General features: G+C 58.8%; 19 protein-coding genes and 1 pseudogene. 2 read left to right on the top strand and 18 right to left on the bottom strand.

The features are described 5' to 3' along the window. Nucleotides 1-273 precede the first annotated feature (273 nt). Nucleotides 274-546, top strand: coding sequence for a LasR-specific antiactivator QslA (locus tag AC19YT_RS12450; protein WP_014338735.1), 273 nt, complete (start codon nt 274-276; stop codon nt 544-546). A gap of 130 nt (nt 547-676) precedes the next feature. Here the strand turns inward: AC19YT_RS12450 and AC19YT_RS12455 are convergent. The 10 genes and pseudogenes from AC19YT_RS12455 to AC19YT_RS12500 all read right to left on the bottom strand — a co-directional run bounded on the left by AC19YT_RS12455 (nt 677) and on the right by AC19YT_RS12500 (nt 8,539). Further along, a pseudogene (locus AC19YT_RS12455) lies at nt 677-948 on the bottom strand (HU family DNA-binding protein). 126 nt (nt 949-1,074) lie between these two features. Beyond that, nucleotides 1,075-3,825: a conjugative transfer ATPase gene (locus tag AC19YT_RS12460; RefSeq protein WP_500610335.1), complete on the bottom strand. Its 2,751-nt coding sequence runs from the start codon at nt 3,823-3,825 to the stop codon at nt 1,075-1,077. Next, a complete protein-coding gene (locus AC19YT_RS12465; RefSeq protein ID WP_499018018.1) occupies nt 3,825-4,241 on the bottom strand; it encodes a TIGR03751 family conjugal transfer lipoprotein in 417 nt (138 codons plus the stop codon). The genes AC19YT_RS12460 and AC19YT_RS12465 overlap by 1 nt, the downstream gene beginning before the upstream one ends. Continuing rightward, nucleotides 4,204-5,721: a TIGR03752 family integrating conjugative element protein gene (locus tag AC19YT_RS12470; RefSeq protein WP_500610336.1), complete on the bottom strand. Its 1,518-nt coding sequence runs from the start codon at nt 5,719-5,721 to the stop codon at nt 4,204-4,206. The genes AC19YT_RS12465 and AC19YT_RS12470 overlap by 38 nt, the downstream gene beginning before the upstream one ends. Next, a complete protein-coding gene (locus AC19YT_RS12475) occupies nt 5,711-6,523 on the bottom strand; it encodes a TIGR03749 family integrating conjugative element protein (RefSeq protein ID WP_499018016.1) in 813 nt (270 codons plus the stop codon). Before AC19YT_RS12475 ends, AC19YT_RS12470 begins: the two co-directional genes overlap by 11 nt. Then, nucleotides 6,520-7,161, bottom strand: a complete 642-nt coding sequence (locus AC19YT_RS12480; protein WP_500610337.1) for a PFL_4703 family integrating conjugative element protein — start codon at nt 7,159-7,161, stop codon at nt 6,520-6,522. Before AC19YT_RS12480 ends, AC19YT_RS12475 begins: the two co-directional genes overlap by 4 nt. Beyond that, nucleotides 7,158-7,571 carry a TIGR03750 family conjugal transfer protein gene (locus AC19YT_RS12485; RefSeq protein ID WP_500610338.1) on the bottom strand — a complete coding sequence of 138 codons (414 nt, stop codon included), beginning with the start codon at nt 7,569-7,571 and terminating at the stop codon, nt 7,158-7,160. Before AC19YT_RS12485 ends, AC19YT_RS12480 begins: the two co-directional genes overlap by 4 nt. Nucleotides 7,572-7,578: 7 nt before the next feature. Further along, nucleotides 7,579-7,950 carry a TIGR03745 family integrating conjugative element membrane protein gene (locus AC19YT_RS12490; protein ID WP_500610339.1) on the bottom strand — a complete coding sequence of 124 codons (372 nt, stop codon included), beginning with the start codon at nt 7,948-7,950 and terminating at the stop codon, nt 7,579-7,581. A gap of 17 nt (nt 7,951-7,967) precedes the next feature. Further along, a complete protein-coding gene (locus tag AC19YT_RS12495) occupies nt 7,968-8,207 on the bottom strand; it encodes a TIGR03758 family integrating conjugative element protein (RefSeq protein WP_500610340.1) in 240 nt (79 codons plus the stop codon). Beyond that, nucleotides 8,204-8,539 (bottom strand): integrative conjugative element protein, RAQPRD family, encoded by a 336-nt coding sequence (locus AC19YT_RS12500; protein ID WP_184316161.1) that lies wholly within the window; start codon nt 8,537-8,539, stop codon nt 8,204-8,206. Before AC19YT_RS12500 ends, AC19YT_RS12495 begins: the two co-directional genes overlap by 4 nt. Before the next feature lie 469 nt (nt 8,540-9,008). Here AC19YT_RS12500 and AC19YT_RS12505 point away from each other — a divergent pair, with 469 nt between their 5' ends. Further along, a complete protein-coding gene (locus AC19YT_RS12505; RefSeq protein ID WP_500610341.1) occupies nt 9,009-9,425 on the top strand; it encodes a hypothetical protein in 417 nt (138 codons plus the stop codon). A gap of 20 nt (nt 9,426-9,445) precedes the next feature. Here AC19YT_RS12505 and AC19YT_RS12510 read toward each other — a convergent pair whose 3' ends face one another. The 8 genes from AC19YT_RS12510 to AC19YT_RS12545 all read right to left on the bottom strand — a co-directional run bounded on the left by AC19YT_RS12510 (nt 9,446) and on the right by AC19YT_RS12545 (nt 16,206). Further along, a complete protein-coding gene (locus AC19YT_RS12510) occupies nt 9,446-10,177 on the bottom strand; it encodes a TIGR03747 family integrating conjugative element membrane protein (protein ID WP_184316165.1) in 732 nt (243 codons plus the stop codon). A gap of 92 nt (nt 10,178-10,269) precedes the next feature. After that, entirely contained in the window at nt 10,270-12,375 is a 2,106-nt protein-coding gene (gene traD / locus AC19YT_RS12515; RefSeq protein WP_500610342.1) for a type IV conjugative transfer system coupling protein TraD, read from the bottom strand. An 8-nt stretch (nt 12,376-12,383) separates the two neighbouring features. Beyond that, complete coding sequence (locus AC19YT_RS12520) at nt 12,384-12,899, bottom strand: integrating conjugative element protein (protein WP_500610343.1); 516 nt, start codon at nt 12,897-12,899, stop codon at nt 12,384-12,386. An 11-nt stretch (nt 12,900-12,910) separates the two neighbouring features. Continuing rightward, nucleotides 12,911-13,444: a lysozyme family protein gene (locus AC19YT_RS12525; protein ID WP_184316171.1), complete on the bottom strand. Its 534-nt coding sequence runs from the start codon at nt 13,442-13,444 to the stop codon at nt 12,911-12,913. Continuing rightward, nucleotides 13,426-14,145, bottom strand: coding sequence for a TIGR03759 family integrating conjugative element protein (locus AC19YT_RS12530; protein ID WP_184316173.1), 720 nt, complete (start codon nt 14,143-14,145; stop codon nt 13,426-13,428). The genes AC19YT_RS12525 and AC19YT_RS12530 overlap by 19 nt, the downstream gene beginning before the upstream one ends. A gap of 9 nt (nt 14,146-14,154) precedes the next feature. Further along, a complete protein-coding gene (locus AC19YT_RS12535; protein WP_184316175.1) occupies nt 14,155-14,826 on the bottom strand; it encodes a chemotaxis protein in 672 nt (223 codons plus the stop codon). After that, on the bottom strand, nt 14,823-15,365 hold the full coding sequence (gene pilL2 / locus AC19YT_RS12540; protein ID WP_500610344.1) for a PFGI-1 class ICE element type IV pilus protein PilL2: 543 nt from the start codon (nt 15,363-15,365) through the stop codon (nt 14,823-14,825). The genes AC19YT_RS12535 and pilL2 overlap by 4 nt, the downstream gene beginning before the upstream one ends. A gap of 106 nt (nt 15,366-15,471) precedes the next feature. Then, complete coding sequence (locus tag AC19YT_RS12545) at nt 15,472-16,206, bottom strand: DUF5983 family protein (protein ID WP_184316180.1); 735 nt, start codon at nt 16,204-16,206, stop codon at nt 15,472-15,474. Between the last annotated feature and the right edge of the window lie 31 nt (nt 16,207-16,237).

Here is a 16,237-nt window from a genome sequence, read left to right on the forward strand (position 1 = left end):
GTAAACGCTTCGATTTCAAATGTCCGATCGAAATGATGGGCGAGGTGATGCAGAACGCCATGACTATGCGGCACGATGCGCCCGCTTCAATTCAATAACCGTGTTGCACTCAGCTCCTGCAACCGCCATTCAATTAATTGATTTTTTGTCCTGCTCAGTTGTCACCCAGGTTTTCACCATTGGCATCTCGGTTATCGAGCGTTTATTTGGTGCCGTTACGCTTTTCGAGGTTGGATTCCACGTCTAACAATAAATCAGACATCTAGGGTGGGTATGGACCAAAACTACATTTCAATTCCTGCGGCGGATGGTTGCCCAAGTCTTCTGACACCTTGGGGCAACGAGTTTGCCTCGATGATCGAACGTGGCGTGCAATGTGCTCAGGCTTGGCTTGATACGCCCGGCGAGATTCCCCTATGGTGGGAACTGGCGCAAACACGTACGACCTTTCCTGTTGGCGACTGTCAAGATGCTTTTGAAACCGGATTCTTGTTGAGAATCCAGCAGCGGCTAAGCAGTGTGTCACCCTGCCCAAATCAAAGCTGAGAAAAACGACGTTTAAGACGGGTTCATACACATGGCTTGGACGGCTCCCGGAGTTCAGCAAGCGTTTCGGCTGCTGAAGCCCAACGCCAGCGCTCTCGCAGAGTTGGTATGGGGTAATCGCCACCAGCGTCTAGTTAACCGCGTCTTTCAGCGAGTTACCGGCTTTGAAGCTAGGAATTTTCGAAGCAGCGATCTTGATGGTGGCCCCGTTCGAGGGTTACGGCCGTCGCGCGCTGCACGCGCTTTCACCGCAAAGGTACCAAAACCAACCAAGGTGACGTTCTCACCGCTTTTCAATGCAGTGGATATGATGGTTGTAAGGGCTTCCAGTGCGCGTCCGGCAGTGGATTTCGGGAGGTCGGCAGAGCTCGTTATGGCCTCGACGAGATCGTTTCTATTCATGTACGACTCCTTCTGCTGGCTGAATGGTGACGAGTAATCTACTCAGATAGTTCGGGCATATCCAGCACAACACCGCTCTCCAACTCTGTGCAGATGTAATGCTGTTTGGGCTTAAAAAATCGATACTTACGTCCCGATTCCACGGGCCTGGTCAATGTGCTCAGCTACCAGGTGAGCCGCTTCCAACTCTGAACAGCTGTTCTCCTGCATCAGTGTCCAGCGTTCGGCTTTTTCCTCGGGTTCCGTCATGGCCAGGGCGAGATAGAGGCTAGGTGGCACGACCCGAAACAGCGTTTCGAGCTTCTTCGATAGCACGACCCCCTCAGTGTATTTTCCCATCTCCTTACTGGCGGAGAGCAGTAAGGCTTTCTGCGCCGGCGTGAGTTTCTTGAACCGTGCGATCTCTTCGATTTCCGCGGGCGGCATGTTCAAACAGATCCACCACTCGATCATGTTGAGCATGGTTTGCGCAGCCGTGGGAAAGTCGGCAAGGTTTTGCGTCGCCAACCAGAACCAGGTACCGAGCTTGCGCCACATCTTCGTGCCCTTGACCACGAATGGCGCCAGCAGCGGGTTTTTGGTGATGATATGGCCCTCGTCGGTGACCATGATGATTGGCCTCCCCAGGTACTGGTCGCGCTCGGCGAGGTTGTTCACGGTATTCATCAGGCTGATGTAGCTGATGGACATCTGTGCCTCGTAGCCTTCGCGAGCGTAAGTGGCCAGATCGACAATGGTCACATCGCTCTCGGGCCAAGGCGTACCTTCGCGATCAAACAGTTCGCCTTCGAAACCCTGGCAAAACAGGTCGATGGACTCGCCCATTTCCTGGGCACGCTCGCGACGCTTCTCCGGCAAGTGCATGTCGGCGGCGACGCGCAGTAAAGCGTCGCGAACGTCGCGGGTCAGCACCTGGCGACCCGCTGCGACACAGGTCTGCGCCGCATCCAGGATGCACTCGCGGATCAGGCTTCGGTCGGCTCGGCTCAGGCGGGCTTCTTCCTTGGCCTCGCCGCCGGTGATCATCAGTCGGGCGGTGATTTCCAGTTCGCCGAGAACATCGCGCTGGTCTTCGCGACTGGCTACCGCCTCATCCTCCCACTCATCGATAGACAGACTCGCCACTTGATCTGGTTGCTCGACCAGACGCCAGGCATCGGCGAACGGGGCGAGCCTGACCGAGGCTCCAGGTTTCAATTGGACCTTGTTAACCGACAGGCCTTGTGTCGCGAAGTAGTCGCCCTGCAAGCCGAAGGAGTTGCCAGCCTCGACGATAAACAGGCGAGGGCGGTACACCGCCATGATCTGCATCAGCAGGGTGACCAGGGTGGCGGACTTGCCGGCGCCGGTGGGGCCGAACAACAACAGATGACCGTTCATGGCCCGGTCCAGGCGTGACAATGGGTCGAAGCTCAATGGCGAGCCGCCACGATTGAACAGGGTGATACCCGGGTGGCCGGTACCGGTGCTGCGGCCCCAGACTGGAACGAGGTTCGCCAAGTGCTGGGCGAACATCAGGCGCGTGTACCAGTTGCGCGTGTCGCGGGCCGGGTTGTAAGCCATCGGCAACCAACGCAGGTAGCTATTGCAGGCGGCGACTTCATCGCCTTCGCGTACCGGTTGCAGCCCCGCACCCAACAGCGCATTGGCCAGGCTGACCGAGCGCTGGTGCAACTGCTGTTCATCGTGACCGCGCACGTAGAACGCCAGCGTGCCGCGGTACAACTTGTGCTGGCGACCGATGATCGCGCGAGCTTCTTCGACATCCTGACGGGCCTGGGTCGAAGCCAGGTTTTCTCCAATGGCTTTGCGCGCCAGGCGGTTCAACTGATCCTCAAGTACATCCTGCGGTTTGACCACTAGGGTCAGACTCATTACCGTCCCTTCAGGTAGCTGGTCGAACAGGGCATTCACCGCGTCGCCCTTGCGGGTTTCGCCAGTCAGTTGACCAATTGACGGTGCCCGCCGCAGTTTGTCCACCACCATCACCCGATGGGGTTGGCCGTCGAAGCACCAGAGTCCGCGTTGGACATCCGAACGCGGTTCGTTGAAGAACAGCCGCTCGGCGAAGTCATGATCGAAGGGCAGATCCAGCGACTCACCTTCGCCCGAATCCGGATAGGCAACGCGTTGGTAGAACGTCTCGGGTGCTTCATTGGTGAGTTTGGGGGCTGGATTGAACCAGGGCAGTAACCAGGCATACAAACCTCGGCCATCGACTCGAGTTGATTGCACCCCGCACGCTTGCAATGAAGCCGTGACCCGTTCGCAAGCCTGTTGCAGGGATTGCGCCGGAGTGAGTCCCGCCGCCTCAGCGTAAGACTCAAGCCAGCGATAGACTACCAGGCGCACCCGGCGGTTATTTCCGCGCCAGGGTAGGCGCGTAACTGCCTTGTCCTCGAATAGACCGCCAGGCTTGGCGATGGCCTTCAGATGTAGACGAGTAAGCTCCAGGTACGCTTCGGTGAACACAGTGCCTCGCGCGCGTTCCTGAATATAATCGGTGAGCCGGGTCAGGTAGGGGGTGAAGTCGTTGTCGTCCTGGCAGAAAAACTGTGCCACCCAAGGCGCTTGATCCAGCTCGTCAAAGCTGTCCTGCAGGGCATCCTCGAGGGCATCGCGGGTGGCCATCAACCAATCGGGTTCGCGCCCTTCGGTACCGATAGGCAGCAACTCGAACACCACACCCACCGAGCGATTGTCATCCAGTAGAAAGCACTGCTCGGTGTCGAGGTATTCGACCCAAGGCAGGTGATCGGTGAAGCTGGGGTTATGCGTATAGAGTGCAGCTTCATCGGCCAAGGTGGCTCGAGGGCGCAATGGGTTGCGCCAGGCTTTCCATGCAGAAGTGCGGTTGCCCGAGTCGCCGCTACGCACTACAAGTCTTCCTGACGTTCACCCGGCAATGCGTACTGCACCCGTTGGTAGAACGGAAAGACGGTCGAGTAACCCGGCACTGGTGCCTGCTCGGTACCACTCAAATGCGGATACACGTACAGCACCAGATCGGGGTTGGGCAGGCGCGGGAACAGGTTGCGAATCTCGTTCGCCGCTGTACGCGTGTACGGTTCTTGGAGAGCAACGGAGACATCTGCCTGAGCCAGTGGGCGGCGTAACTGCTGCCGAGCCTCCAGCAGTTGCTGCTGAGTGCCTTGCGAACCGGCGCCGTTCCAGATGTCCAGCATGGTTTGCTCGCCATGGGGCAGCAACGTGTCCTTGTCGGTGGAACATCCCGTCAGGCCCCAGCAAAGCAAGCTAATCCAGATCAGGCAGGGAGGCATGGTCTTTTTCATGGCGAACGCTCCGGCCCTTGGGCTCGTAGTCGATGGTGATCTCATGGTCGAGGTGCAGTGCGACTTGGGCGGCCGGTGGCACGTACACGGCAGCAAAGGCCTCGCCATACAGCTTGTTGATCCACTCCCGGATGTCGCTGACCCCACCACTGAGGATTGAGTTCAGCGCGCTGTTGCCCGTGCTGCTGGTGACCCCGAGCGTACTGCCGCCCGAACTGATCACGCTGCTGTTGTTCTGCTCATCCCCGAGCAAGGCGGCGACACCGGCGCCGGCGGCAGTGATCAGGCTGTGGCTGCCGAGATATTGCTGAGCGTTCGAGCGGCGCTCGCCGGCAATGCAAGGAATGCCATACGGATCGGACAAGTAACCGAGTCCGCCACGAATCTTGTCGGTGTTCGAATTCTGGGTGGTGGAGGCAGTGCGGCTGGCTACCGCCTTTGGCTGAGGCACCGTGCGGATGGTGCCATCGGTAAACACAAAGGTGATTGACTCGACCTGTCCGCGTACGCAAGACAGGGTCCAGTCACCGGACGCCGTGCCGCTCATCACGGCACCCGCAACGTCCGGCAGGTCGATGCCGTTGGCAGTCAGGTTCTCGGGACCGACCAGCACCTTGAAGGGATAGGGATCATTCACTGTGCCGTCCACCGGGACTCGGCCGATCAGCGCGGTCATGGCGACCGAGCCCATCAACGTGGCGTTTTCGGGAATGGTGTAGACCGGCTTCGCGCCTTCGCTACGATCAACGGATCGCGTCAGGTCACGCTCACCCTGGGTGACTGCACGTAGCTGTTTCTGACTGCGGTCGATGGTGTTGTCTTTCAAGCCTTCCAGTGAGTTGAAGGCTGTAGGCAGACTCAGGGCGGGGGAGGTCTTGGTTTTGCCTCGGGCGTCGGTGGACAGAGCATCCGAGGGCTCAATCCACTGCAGTGCATCATCGGCAGAATGCTGCCCTTCGAACTGAGCCCCATCGCCCGGCTCAAGCCCTAATCCGATTGGCATATCCTTGCTTTTGCCGGTCAGCCCCGACAACTGCTCCTGCAATTGCGTCAGCAGACCGCGAGCCTGGCGACTGTCTTGTTCCGCTTTGAGTCGGGACTCATTGGCTTGGCGGCGGCCTTCATCAACTTGCTGGGTCACACTGCCAAGCGCCGTCTGGATGCGCGAATCGACACTGTTTTCCCGCTCGCGCAGACGGTTGTTCTCCGTCTGCAGCGAATCGTTGTGTTTCTTCAGACCGAGCATGTCGCTGCGCATGGCCTTCACTTGGCCGACCAGGGTGGCGACCGTGTCGCGTGGGGTATCGCCCGCAATGCCGAGCGACTTGGCTTGCTCGGCGGATAACTGAAGGTTGCCCTGATCAATCGGATTCTCAGGAGAGGGCGTGCTGCCACCCACGACCCAGGTTTTCAGGATGATCACCACCACGGCCAGCAGCGCAGCTGGTACCAGCCATTTGAGCAAGGCGTTAGCTTTCATCGTCAGCACCCCGCGCTACGGGCGGCTGCAGTACGGCATTTTCGAGGCCGGCACCGCGTGTGACGAGGTAGGCGAGCGTGGTGTCTTCAGCGCTTCCGACAGGCCCGAGGAAAGCATGCTGGAAGGCCGCGGCGAACAGTTTGGCCTGAATCTGACGCGGATCGAGTTGCACCGGCTCTGAACTACGATTGCGCAACTTCACTGCCGTCACCCAGTAATCACCGAGTCGCCAGGCGGCGATAGGTGTGCTGGAAACGTTTTCGGTCGGCAACAGGGTCGGCAGTTCGCTGCGCAGCTTGAGTGGGACGCGGCGGACGCCGGGTAGGGATTCTACGGTGCGCAGCGGCGCGTACAGGCTCTGTGCGGCATAGCGCGTCAAAGCGACCGGGATCGGTGTACGTTCTGGAACAGGGACGGTGCTCGATTCAGACTCGATAGCTTGCACCGGGGCATTCTTGAGAATACGCACGGGCTCCAGCGGTTGATCGCCAGGCGTGGCCGCGATATCCAGGAGGATGATTTCGCCCGTCGCGACCGATTGCAGTTGCAGGCGGGTCGGTGCAATGGCTTCCGACGCGCGCAGGTACAACGTGCCACCAGTTGATTGCACACGCAGCTTGCCCGTCAGGGTTGAGGGCACGCCGACGCGAACAGCCTCATCGATAAAGACCACCCGCTCCTGATTGATCACCAGGGGGACCGCGAGGGGGAGGCGTTCCCAGTGCATCAGTTCGACGGCCTGAGCTGCTGCTCCCCATAACATCAGTACGACGGTGAGTCCCAGGGTAGAAATCCGCTTCATGGCTCACCTCCAGGCAGAGAGATTTTTTGTGGCGTGCCCTGATAACAATCCAGCGCCAGCCCCCATTTGTTACGCTCGGGATCCAGGTCAAAACGCACCACGCGTAATGGGTACCGCACCACCACCCGTTTCACCGGTTCGGCGGCGTAATACTCATCGGCATTGAGGTCAAGTTTGACCAGCCAGCTGTCGCGGTCGAGTTGCTTGACCCTGAGATCCGGATCCTCGCTGTAACCGCGGCCGAGAATTTCGTAGACGCCACGCACCCGCTGGCGCAGCTCACCCGCGGCCTTGCGGTACTCGTAGTCACCGTCGAGGAAGGCCTTGCAGGCGGGGGTCAGGTAGGCCTGCAAGCCATAAATAGCGCGGCGATAATCCTGCTCGCCATCCGAGGGCCAGCGGTTGAGCTGACCAAAGATGTAGAGGGCAAAGGCATACACATTCTCCGAGGGGATATCCCACCACTTGCGCGTGCTGCCCGAGCGCAGATCCGGTGGTACATGCACGGTCAGATCGGTCGGTGCCGAGCGCCAGCCGTACCAGAGCCCGGCACAGACCAGGGCAAGGATCATTACCGCCAGACGCAGGCTGAAGATATGGGCCTGTTGGGCGTCCACCTTGTTCCGAAAACGACTCATGGTTGCCACCGGGACAGGGCAGGGCGCAGTCGACGCGAACGGCGAACCGTCCAGGCGCCGGAGTGGAGAATCAAACTTCCGCGCCCCAGGCGCCAACGGCTGGCGAGTATCCATTCGAGCTTGCGGTACAACCAGGTCTCGGGCCGGGCCCGTTTGGCCCGACGCAATAGCATGCCACCGGCCAATAACACCAGCGCCATGTTCGCGATCATGCTGGTCGGAGCCACAGCAATGGAGGCGGTGGCGATCGCCAGAGGAACGCCTAGCAGCAGGCCAATGACGGCGCCGGTGCCGAGTGCTACCCACATCTCATCATTGGTTAAACCGCGTAATACGGCGGGATCACGATTGAGTCGCTCCGGGAGAAAGGCCAAGGTGCCGTCGGCAAGGCGTTCGATCGTATCGTTCATGTCGACCTCACAGAATCGCGGCGGCCTTGGTCAGGAACCAGATGATGATCACCACCAACAGGGCCCCAATGCCGACCACAGCACCCAAGTCTTTCCAGGTCTTGCGCTGGTTCTGCACGTCGGCGTACACGGTCAGGGAGTGCCAAGCCACACCGAGAAACGCGAGCAGGGCGATCAGCAGGCCGAGCAGGATGCCGCCGTCGTAGGCGTAGTTTTTGATCGTCTCGATCAACCCGGAACCTTCACCGCGTGAAGGCGCTTCCATGGTCGGTAGTTCGGCAAAAGCCAAACTTGGACCGAGCACCAGCAGCAGACCGATCACGCGCTGGTTCGTATGATCACGCAGGTTGCTTTTTAGAGGGATAAGGCACTTGAGCATGACGGTGATCTCCGGTGTTAGGACAGGGTGAAGAACATAAAAACCAGCAAGGTGAGAAATGCGCGTACGGCACTTCCGCCAAACGCGCCGAAGCGGACGGTGCCGGCAGCCCACCCTCGGTAACCCGTCCACATCACCGATGCACACCACAGCAGGGTTAGGACCAAAGCCAGGGAGATCCACAGCGTCGAGCTGCTCTGCGGTGTGAAGCCGGAAGCGTTTTGGAATGCTGAGGTCTGAGCTTCAGTCATGCTCATGGCGAGGACTCCGCGGACGGAGTATCGAGGCGGTAATCGCCGATCAGTTCACTGGGATCGCGGGGTTGAGCGCGGGAGGGGAACAGGTAGCCCCGTACACCGTGGCGAATGCGTTGGATGTCTTGGAGCAATTGGGGATAGTCGAAGCGATAACGTTCATGGGTTTCAGACTGGTTGGCTGTTTTAGCTCGTGCAGCAAGGCGCTCGATAGTGTCGAACTGCTGCTGAACTAGGCTGAGCTGTTCGCGCTCATGAGCAGATGCGGCATAGCTGCCGGCATGGAACGTCAACAATACGAGCAGTGAGCAGATTCGGAAAAATGTAGTTGGCATGTGGATAGCCCATTTGGAGATGGGGCCAGCATTCAACTAACGTCCAGGCTCAGCAGTAAGAAACATGAAATACGCTGCGTCATTTTTTCGGTATCACGTCTGGTCGCGTAACGAGTTCGGACACCACGTTGAGGTTGAGGGCTATTAAACACGGTGAAATGACGCGATTAGGCTGCAAGTACGGTTTCGATTTCTCATGAAAAACGATTGGTAGCCGTTAACGTTTGATGCCGTTAGCAGCATTGTTGGTGGGGCGCAAATAAGGCGCGGGCGATATCAATTAACGAAGAGTGAGTGCAGAGAGTGAACATCCATCAAGCAATTCGGCGGTACCGTATTCGACAGGCCGTGGGTTTCTCCTTGATGGTCTTCGGGGCGCTATTTTATTTGGTTTCATCGTTGATTTTTCTGCACCATCAAGCGAGAGATTCTCGCGAACACAAAAATTTTTGGGCATTTGGGAGCGGTTGTGCAAAATTTAGTAGCCGATGTTTACCAGGCCACATCACCCTACATCGGTTTTGTATGGGAGCACGCGCCTACCCTCAGCCAGGAAACCCCGCTCAGCTATGGAAATTTGCTTTTTTTCGGTTTGCTGGGTGTGATGATTATTGGAAAGCAAATTCTCCTTTCCGCTAGCCAACTCAAGAGGCGTGTTCAGGTTCAACTCGAACGTCTTGAGGAAGCTCAGTGGCGCAATTCGATGCAAAATGGAGCAGCCACCCAAGTCAACGCAAATCAGATCGGGCAGATCAATTTTTATCAGCAGTCTATGCCGCCGTCCCCAAGCGGTGATTGGTGGCAGCGGCCGTTGGGTATTGTTGGTTTGTCTATTATTGGCGGTTATGTCGTCGCGATTTTGGCCAAATTCACCGGAATGGTTTAACACGTCAGCATTACATTTTATCAAATGTATTTTTTAAACGTCGCCGCGGTGATAGCTGTCGTTATTCCGAGCATCATCGCGCAAGGCAAAAAGACGGCCATAGGATTGAGCGAAAAGGGCAGGGATAGGTAAATGATCCAGGGCACGATCAACAGTGGTAAAACTGCTCGCTTGGCGCGGTGATAGACAAAGCTGCTTTCTCGCCCGGCTCCAAACTTGCGCAGGTCGCGGCGCATCAAACCATCGACAAAACCCGTGAACATGGCCAGCAAAAACAATGGCGTGGCCAGGACCAGAATGGTCAGGCGCACCACGAAGGTAAAGGTCACATAGACCGCCGCCAGCACGAAAGCCTCAATGCTCACGTAGAGCTGGTTGATCCAGCTCCAGAAGCCGTTGCCCTGGCTCGACACCCGCGCCTGCCGGGCAAAATCCGCAAAGCCAGTCTTGACCAGCAGCCACTGATTGAGGAAATCCAGCCACTGGACAATCGTTGGCCCAGGCTGCTGGATGAGAAGTGAAGCTTTGAAGTGCTCGCTGAGCCACCCCAATTCGCTATTCAACATGGCCTGGCTGTGTCGCCAACCCTGATCGCCCCAGAACAGTAGCAGTCCGACGAACTCGATGAGGATCGAGAGCAGCAACGAGGCAATCAGCAATCCGATGATGCGCAGGACCAGGCTGATGGCCGAGACGATCAATCCCGGATGCTGGATCGGTTGTGGCGGCGCTTTCTGGGCGGAAATCGCCATCGTTCACTCCATATTACGCCTTGCAGAGTTGATGTGGGCACGACGCCTACCGAATACGTGTTTGCTGAATCGATACCTATGGCTGGGCCAGGCTACCCCACCTGATCCAGATCGAAGTTGGTTGTTGGGCCGCCACCGCTTGCGCTCCACCATTGCCCTGCCTGCTCGTTGTAGGCCGCCCGCATTCTCTGGGTAAGCTCCTGTAGGTCTTTGGGCATGGCATCGTCGTTGGAGGGTTTTGGCAATGGCATGCGGACTTTCCAGAGTTGGCCACCGGCCTGGAAGGAGAACATTTGACCCTTGGGTAGGCTGACGATATGAGCCGGCTCGATTAGCGGCACACTGGTGCTGCTGACACGGTCCTGCGAGGAGGAGGTGAAGTCCGTGTTGGCCTCAGGATCAGAGGTGTCGGTGGCACCCGACACCAGGGTCTTGGTCATCACGTTAACCTTGGGCAACTGCTGGGTGAGCAGTTCCGCGGTGGCGGTTTCGCGCACCCGCAGCATTTGCAGGGTATTGAAGTTGCCGATGACCTGGCCGGCCTTGGCGCGATTGCCAATGCGCGCTTCGATATCGCTGAGAGTCTGGGTGTAGGCGGTCACCTGGATGCCGGCGCCGCCACCCTTGTTGATCAGTGGGATGAACTCATCACCCATCAACTCGTTGAACTCGTCAGCGTGCAGGTTGATGGGGAGCTTATTGGCACTGCTGTCTGATTGGGGCAGGCCATGGTCGATGCCGTGTTTGTAGATGTGTCCGGCAACCGAGACCAAGTCGGCGAACATGGAGTTACCTACAGCGGCGGCCACCTCGGCGTCGGTTAGCGCATCCAGGCCAACATAGACGATGCCGCGTTTCCGGATAATCTGCATCCAGTCGAAGATTGGCCGCGGGTCATCTAAATCGGTGTAGTTGGGGGCCAGTAACTGCGCGGTCTTGCCGGTGGTGAGTTTCTCCAGCAGCGGCAGTAGCGAGGCAACGATTTTGTCGAAGTAAGTACGGTCGTAGCGTACCGCCGAACGCAGTCCGTCCAGCACCGGATCAAATACCCGTTTTGCCGCCAAATATTGTTCGATGGCCACCACCCGCTTTTCGCGTCCTACCATATGCCGGGGAATGTTCTTTTCGGTGAGCTTGCCTTCGAGCTGGACGATCAATTCCCACGCCTTCGGGTCGGTCTTGGCGAAAAACTGCTGTGCGTACTCGATGAACAGGGCGTCGATGTTGACCACATGTCGCTGGATCTGCAGGTAGTCCGGACGCCGGCCCAACTCGATCAGAGCGCGGGCGATGATGTTGACGAAACGCCAGGCGAACTCACGAAAGGCCGCAGAGTTGCCTTCACCGCTGAGCTGCCCGGCGATGCGCGACGCCACTTCCGAAATGCGCCCGAAACGTCCCACGGCGTTGTAGCGGGCTGAAATTTCCGGCCACCCCAGATGGAAGACATAAAACTCTTTCTCCCGACCGGCGCGTTTGGCTTCAACGTACATCCGTTTGAGCAAGTCGGCATCGCCCTTCGGATCGAAAACGATGACCACCTCATGCTCGACGCGATGAATGTCCTGGGTGATGTACACCTCGGCGAGCCGCGTCTTGCCGACACGAGTAGTGCCCAGCACCAGTGTGTGTCCGACCCGTTCGCCCAGCGGTAGGCTAACTTCCGTTTCATCGGGCTCAACCCCATGCAGAAGTGGCGACCCACCTACCGGGGGCAAAGGGCGCAACGGATTGAAGGCACTGTCCCAGGCGGTGACACGGGCCAATGTCGAGAGCGGAAACGGTGCATGCTCCAGGCGCCGTTCGAGTCCACGGGCCAGACGGTAACAGGTCGGTTGGTCGACATAGTGGGCGACCGCCGGATCCTGGGCTTCGACCAGGCGCTGGGTGTGCAGGCGGGTCCAGCGAAAGCCGCGGCCCATGAACAGACGCTTGCGGCTGACCGGAATCTGCCGACTGGTCAGCTCGTAACGGGGCAGCCGACGGATATTGCGTCGATAACGCAGCACCTCCCAGGCTTGTCGCAGCCGGATAAGGCCGAACAGGGTATAGGCCAGCGCCGCAACCAGACCGATCTCCGGTGACAGGGCCACAGCCCAGGGCGAGTACACGCACAACACCGCGGCAGCGATGCAGATCGCCACGGTATACAGCTCCACCGCTGGCCGGAGCTTCGACTCCATCGCATGCTCGGCCATGACCTGACTCACTGTTCCAATGAGGTGGCGGTGATCAAGACGGGGTAGTGCTCAATCTGCAGGCGGGTGGCGATGTCGTTGCCGTTGACCGGCAGGATGGTGATGTCCGGAGCGGCTGCTCGAATCCGGGCCAAAGCTTCAGTATCGGCCACCTCGACGGCGAGGCCGGCTGCACCCAGCTCCTGCAGTTCAGCCGCGCGTTGACGCAGCCAAGTCAGCGACTGGGGATCGCCGCCCACCAGAAAAAAGGGTTGCATGCCGGGCATTTTCAGGGAGCGAGGCGTGACCGGGCCGGGGCTCAGTCGAGAGCTGCTGACGGGCAGTATCCAGGCCTCATCGGCAATCACGGACAGGTCTGCGTGAATAATCCCGTTAACCTGAGCTCTGTCAATCGGTTGAGCTCCCGGCACTCGAAGGTAGGGCTGGGTGAAATCGCCGCCTAGCCCCTTGACAGTGCTCAGTTCGGCTTGGGTGAAAGGTGCCAAGAGCAAGATGAAATAGCAGGTAAGGGATATTCGTTTCATGGTGGTGTGCCTTATTCGAAGGAAACCAGCAACCGTTTGAGTTGCCGGGAAAAGCCGGCGCGGTAACGCGCGGCCGGCGTTCCTCCTGCCGGGCGGTGATAACGTCCAGCCGCTGACACCCAATTACCGGTGGCGGCGTGATGCTCCTGCAACAGCGCGGCGGTCACAGCGAGATTTCGGTAGGGGTCGAGGGCTTCGCAGGGACTGGAAAAACGTTGTCCGTGATAACCCAGATTGGTTTGCCCGAGACCGACATCGACCCGCTTGGCGTCATGTTGGGCGAGTGCCTGAAGTAAGGCGTGACAGGCGGTCTGGCGAGTGGCGAAGCGGTAGGGTGTTCCGGTGATGTTCAGGGTCCAGGGCCAGGGCAGCAGTCGGCCACGGACGCGGAGTCCACTCTCCTGCAGCGCAATCGCGAACAGCACCGTAGAAGGGATGCCGGCGTCATGCGCCGCCAGTTGATAGGCCGGAGGCGGAAGTTCGTCAGCCTGGGCTGCGAGCATCGTCAGCATGAGCGCAAGACCACTCAGTCGAGGCGTTGCCATTGTCCGTTCACCTGTTGAAATGTGGCGGGCAATGGCCCCGGAGCACCCAGGCTGAACCAGCGACCACGGTCATGGTTCAGGGTGATCTGCCGGCGTTGCACCTTGGCCGGATCGATATCGGCTTGCCGAGCCCAGTTACGGACGCGTTCATCCTCGCCTTGGCTGCCCACCAGGTAGATATCGAACGCCGTGTCACTGTTTTGCAAACGTTGTGCTTCGGCAGTGCATGCCGGGCAGTGGTCTTCCACAAACAGGGCTTGGCGCGGCGCGACCGCTGAGCTGGCAGGGGATGGGGATGCCATACCCTGGATCGGCAGTAGCCCAGGAAATAACTTGGCCCAGGCCGCGGTGTAAGCGTTTTGGTAGGCCAACTCGCGCTCGGCGCGTTTGGCTTCCAGCATTACCTGTAATTCGGCATAGCGTTGGCGCTCTTGGTCGGTCTCGGCCTCGACCCCGAGTGCGGTCAACGGATCGAGGTTCGGGCTCCAGAAACCGCGCGGGCCGGCTTGGATCTGTTCGAAGCGCGTCCACTCCTGCTCCGTCAGCCCCCAGCTCGCCGTCTGTTCAGCGTGAGAGCGCTCCAGGGGAGCGGACTGCGTGTCCTGGAGCCGTGATTGTGTCGTGGCAGGGTTGCCCATCGCAGCGCTCGTGCTAAGCAGTGAAACGAAACAGACGACGGCGGGCAGTAACGCTCTGTTCATGATCGCTTCTCAAGGGAGGGGCACGGTCTGGTCTGGCTGAGCGGCCACCGCGAAGATGGCTGAGTGCGGCTCCAGCACTTTCAGGTGCCAGGCGCCGAGCTGCTCGCCGCTGTGCAGCAGCCGAACATCCATAAGCGAGCGACTGTCATGCGGAGCGACCGCCAGAAAGCGCTCACCCCCGCGGGACTCGACACCCAACACCGAGAAAGGTGGCGAGAGCGGGACGGATTTTGGGCGAGCGGTCTGTTTCGGTTTGGGCGCTGAATGCATCGGCGGTGGGGGTGATGGCTGGGTCTTGAGGTCCAGGAACTGCTGCTCGACCTGTTCAAGGCGTGCGCGCAGCGCTGTCAGGTCTGCCTGGGTGGCGCGGGCTGCGAGACCATCACGCAGTTCCTGTATCTCTTGCGCCCACTGATCCAACATCGGATCGAGGGTATTGGCCTGTTGCTCACCAGTATCGACCATCTGCTTCAGATCTTTCAGCGCGTACTGCAGCTTCTCCTGGGCATCCTTGAGGGCGCTTGAATCATGTTGCAGGGTGTCCAGGGTTTGTAGGTGTTGGGTGTTCGTGCTCTGCAGTTCGGCCACGCGTTGATACTGGTTATACAAACCACCGCTCTGGCCGGCGACCGCCAAGCAAAGCAGCCCAATGATGAGAGTTTGAAACGTCGAGGCTCTCATGGGAGTGCCTCCAACAGATGGGGCGAGACGGGTGTGATCAGCGCGACGCCGGCCTCCGTTTTCTGCTGTTCGAAGCAGACTGAACGGCTGACTTCGTCGGTCGTGAGTTGCCAGGCGGGGCCAGCGAGCACTTGGAGCGCGCGGCGCAAAGAGATCGGGCCGAGCCGGTAATGGGCCGCGGGCAGGGGCCGAGTAAACAGCACCCTCACCGACGCGGTAACGGGGCAGAGCGCATAGCCCGAGCGCTGCAATACGTACTGCAATGCATCCTGCACTGAAGGGTTCAGGCTGGACGGGATGCTCACGTCAATGATTTGGGCAAGAAGATCGCGTTGTTCCGTGGTGGGCTCGGTGCTGACCAGCGTGTAGCGGCCATAATGAAGCTCTGCCTGATGGCTTTCTTCGGCTATGCCCTTCGAGTGCTGGGCCCGATTGGAGTAACTGTCGATCTCTGGATGGGTCGGCAAAGAGTTGGGGATTTGCGCGGTGCAGGCGCTCAACAAACCCAGCAGGCAGACAGGCGTGAAAAAACGCTCCATGGAAAAAACCTCATGTCAGATTCAGTGCAGAACCTGACATGAAGTGAAGGAGCGATTCAGTGAGAAAGTTGATTCAAGGTGGGTCGTGTTAACGCTGAACACGTTGCTATTCATCGAAAATGGCGAGCCCATCCAAGACGGCAGCGTCGGGGTCGAAGATCAACAATCGCACATCCGCCAATGCCGCCAAATACAGTACGTTGACCAAGGCTTCCGGTGTGCCTGCGTCGAGTTGTTCTTGTCTCAAGCTCGAATGACGATTGCCCGCAATGTTCAGCAAGTTCTCGTCCGTCCATGGCGTGCCGATCAGTTTGCAACCGATACCGCAGCAATCTGGCAGCGTAAAAAGCTCGAACAAGAGGCCGGTTTGCCGCAGAGCGAAGTTACTGACCCACTCCTCCAGATAAAGCATCGCTTCTTCGGGAAGGTGCGCGGTACTGATTTCCCAGGCTCGACTGTAGTGTCCCGTTTCGAAGCTCAAGCGATGGACCATGGCTTGGGCCTCTTCCAGGGAGTACAGATCACCGAGGTGATGCCGCTCGTTGAGCATTTCGCCCATCACAGCGTAGATCACTTGGCGCACTAGCCCGCTGGACTGACAGCGCTCATCCAAATTATCCGGAATGGAGTGGCCTTCGCTGATCACGGCGAAATCGTCATTGAACAGGCAGGGGAACAGTTGCAGCTCGTCGTCGGGCAGATGGGTTTGTGCGTCATGCACTGGTCGAAAGCAGGGAGGGCAGTCGTCTTCGTAGGTGATCAGTAGCAGCCGTTCGATATGAAGGTTGTCGTAACCGCGAGCAAATGGGTTTGAGGCCGCAGCTCGGTGTGTGGGGTTCATGAGGGTTCTCCAGAATGAAAATGAACAAGGC

It is taken from the genome of Pseudomonas sp. MF08875 (assembly GCF_059862525.1).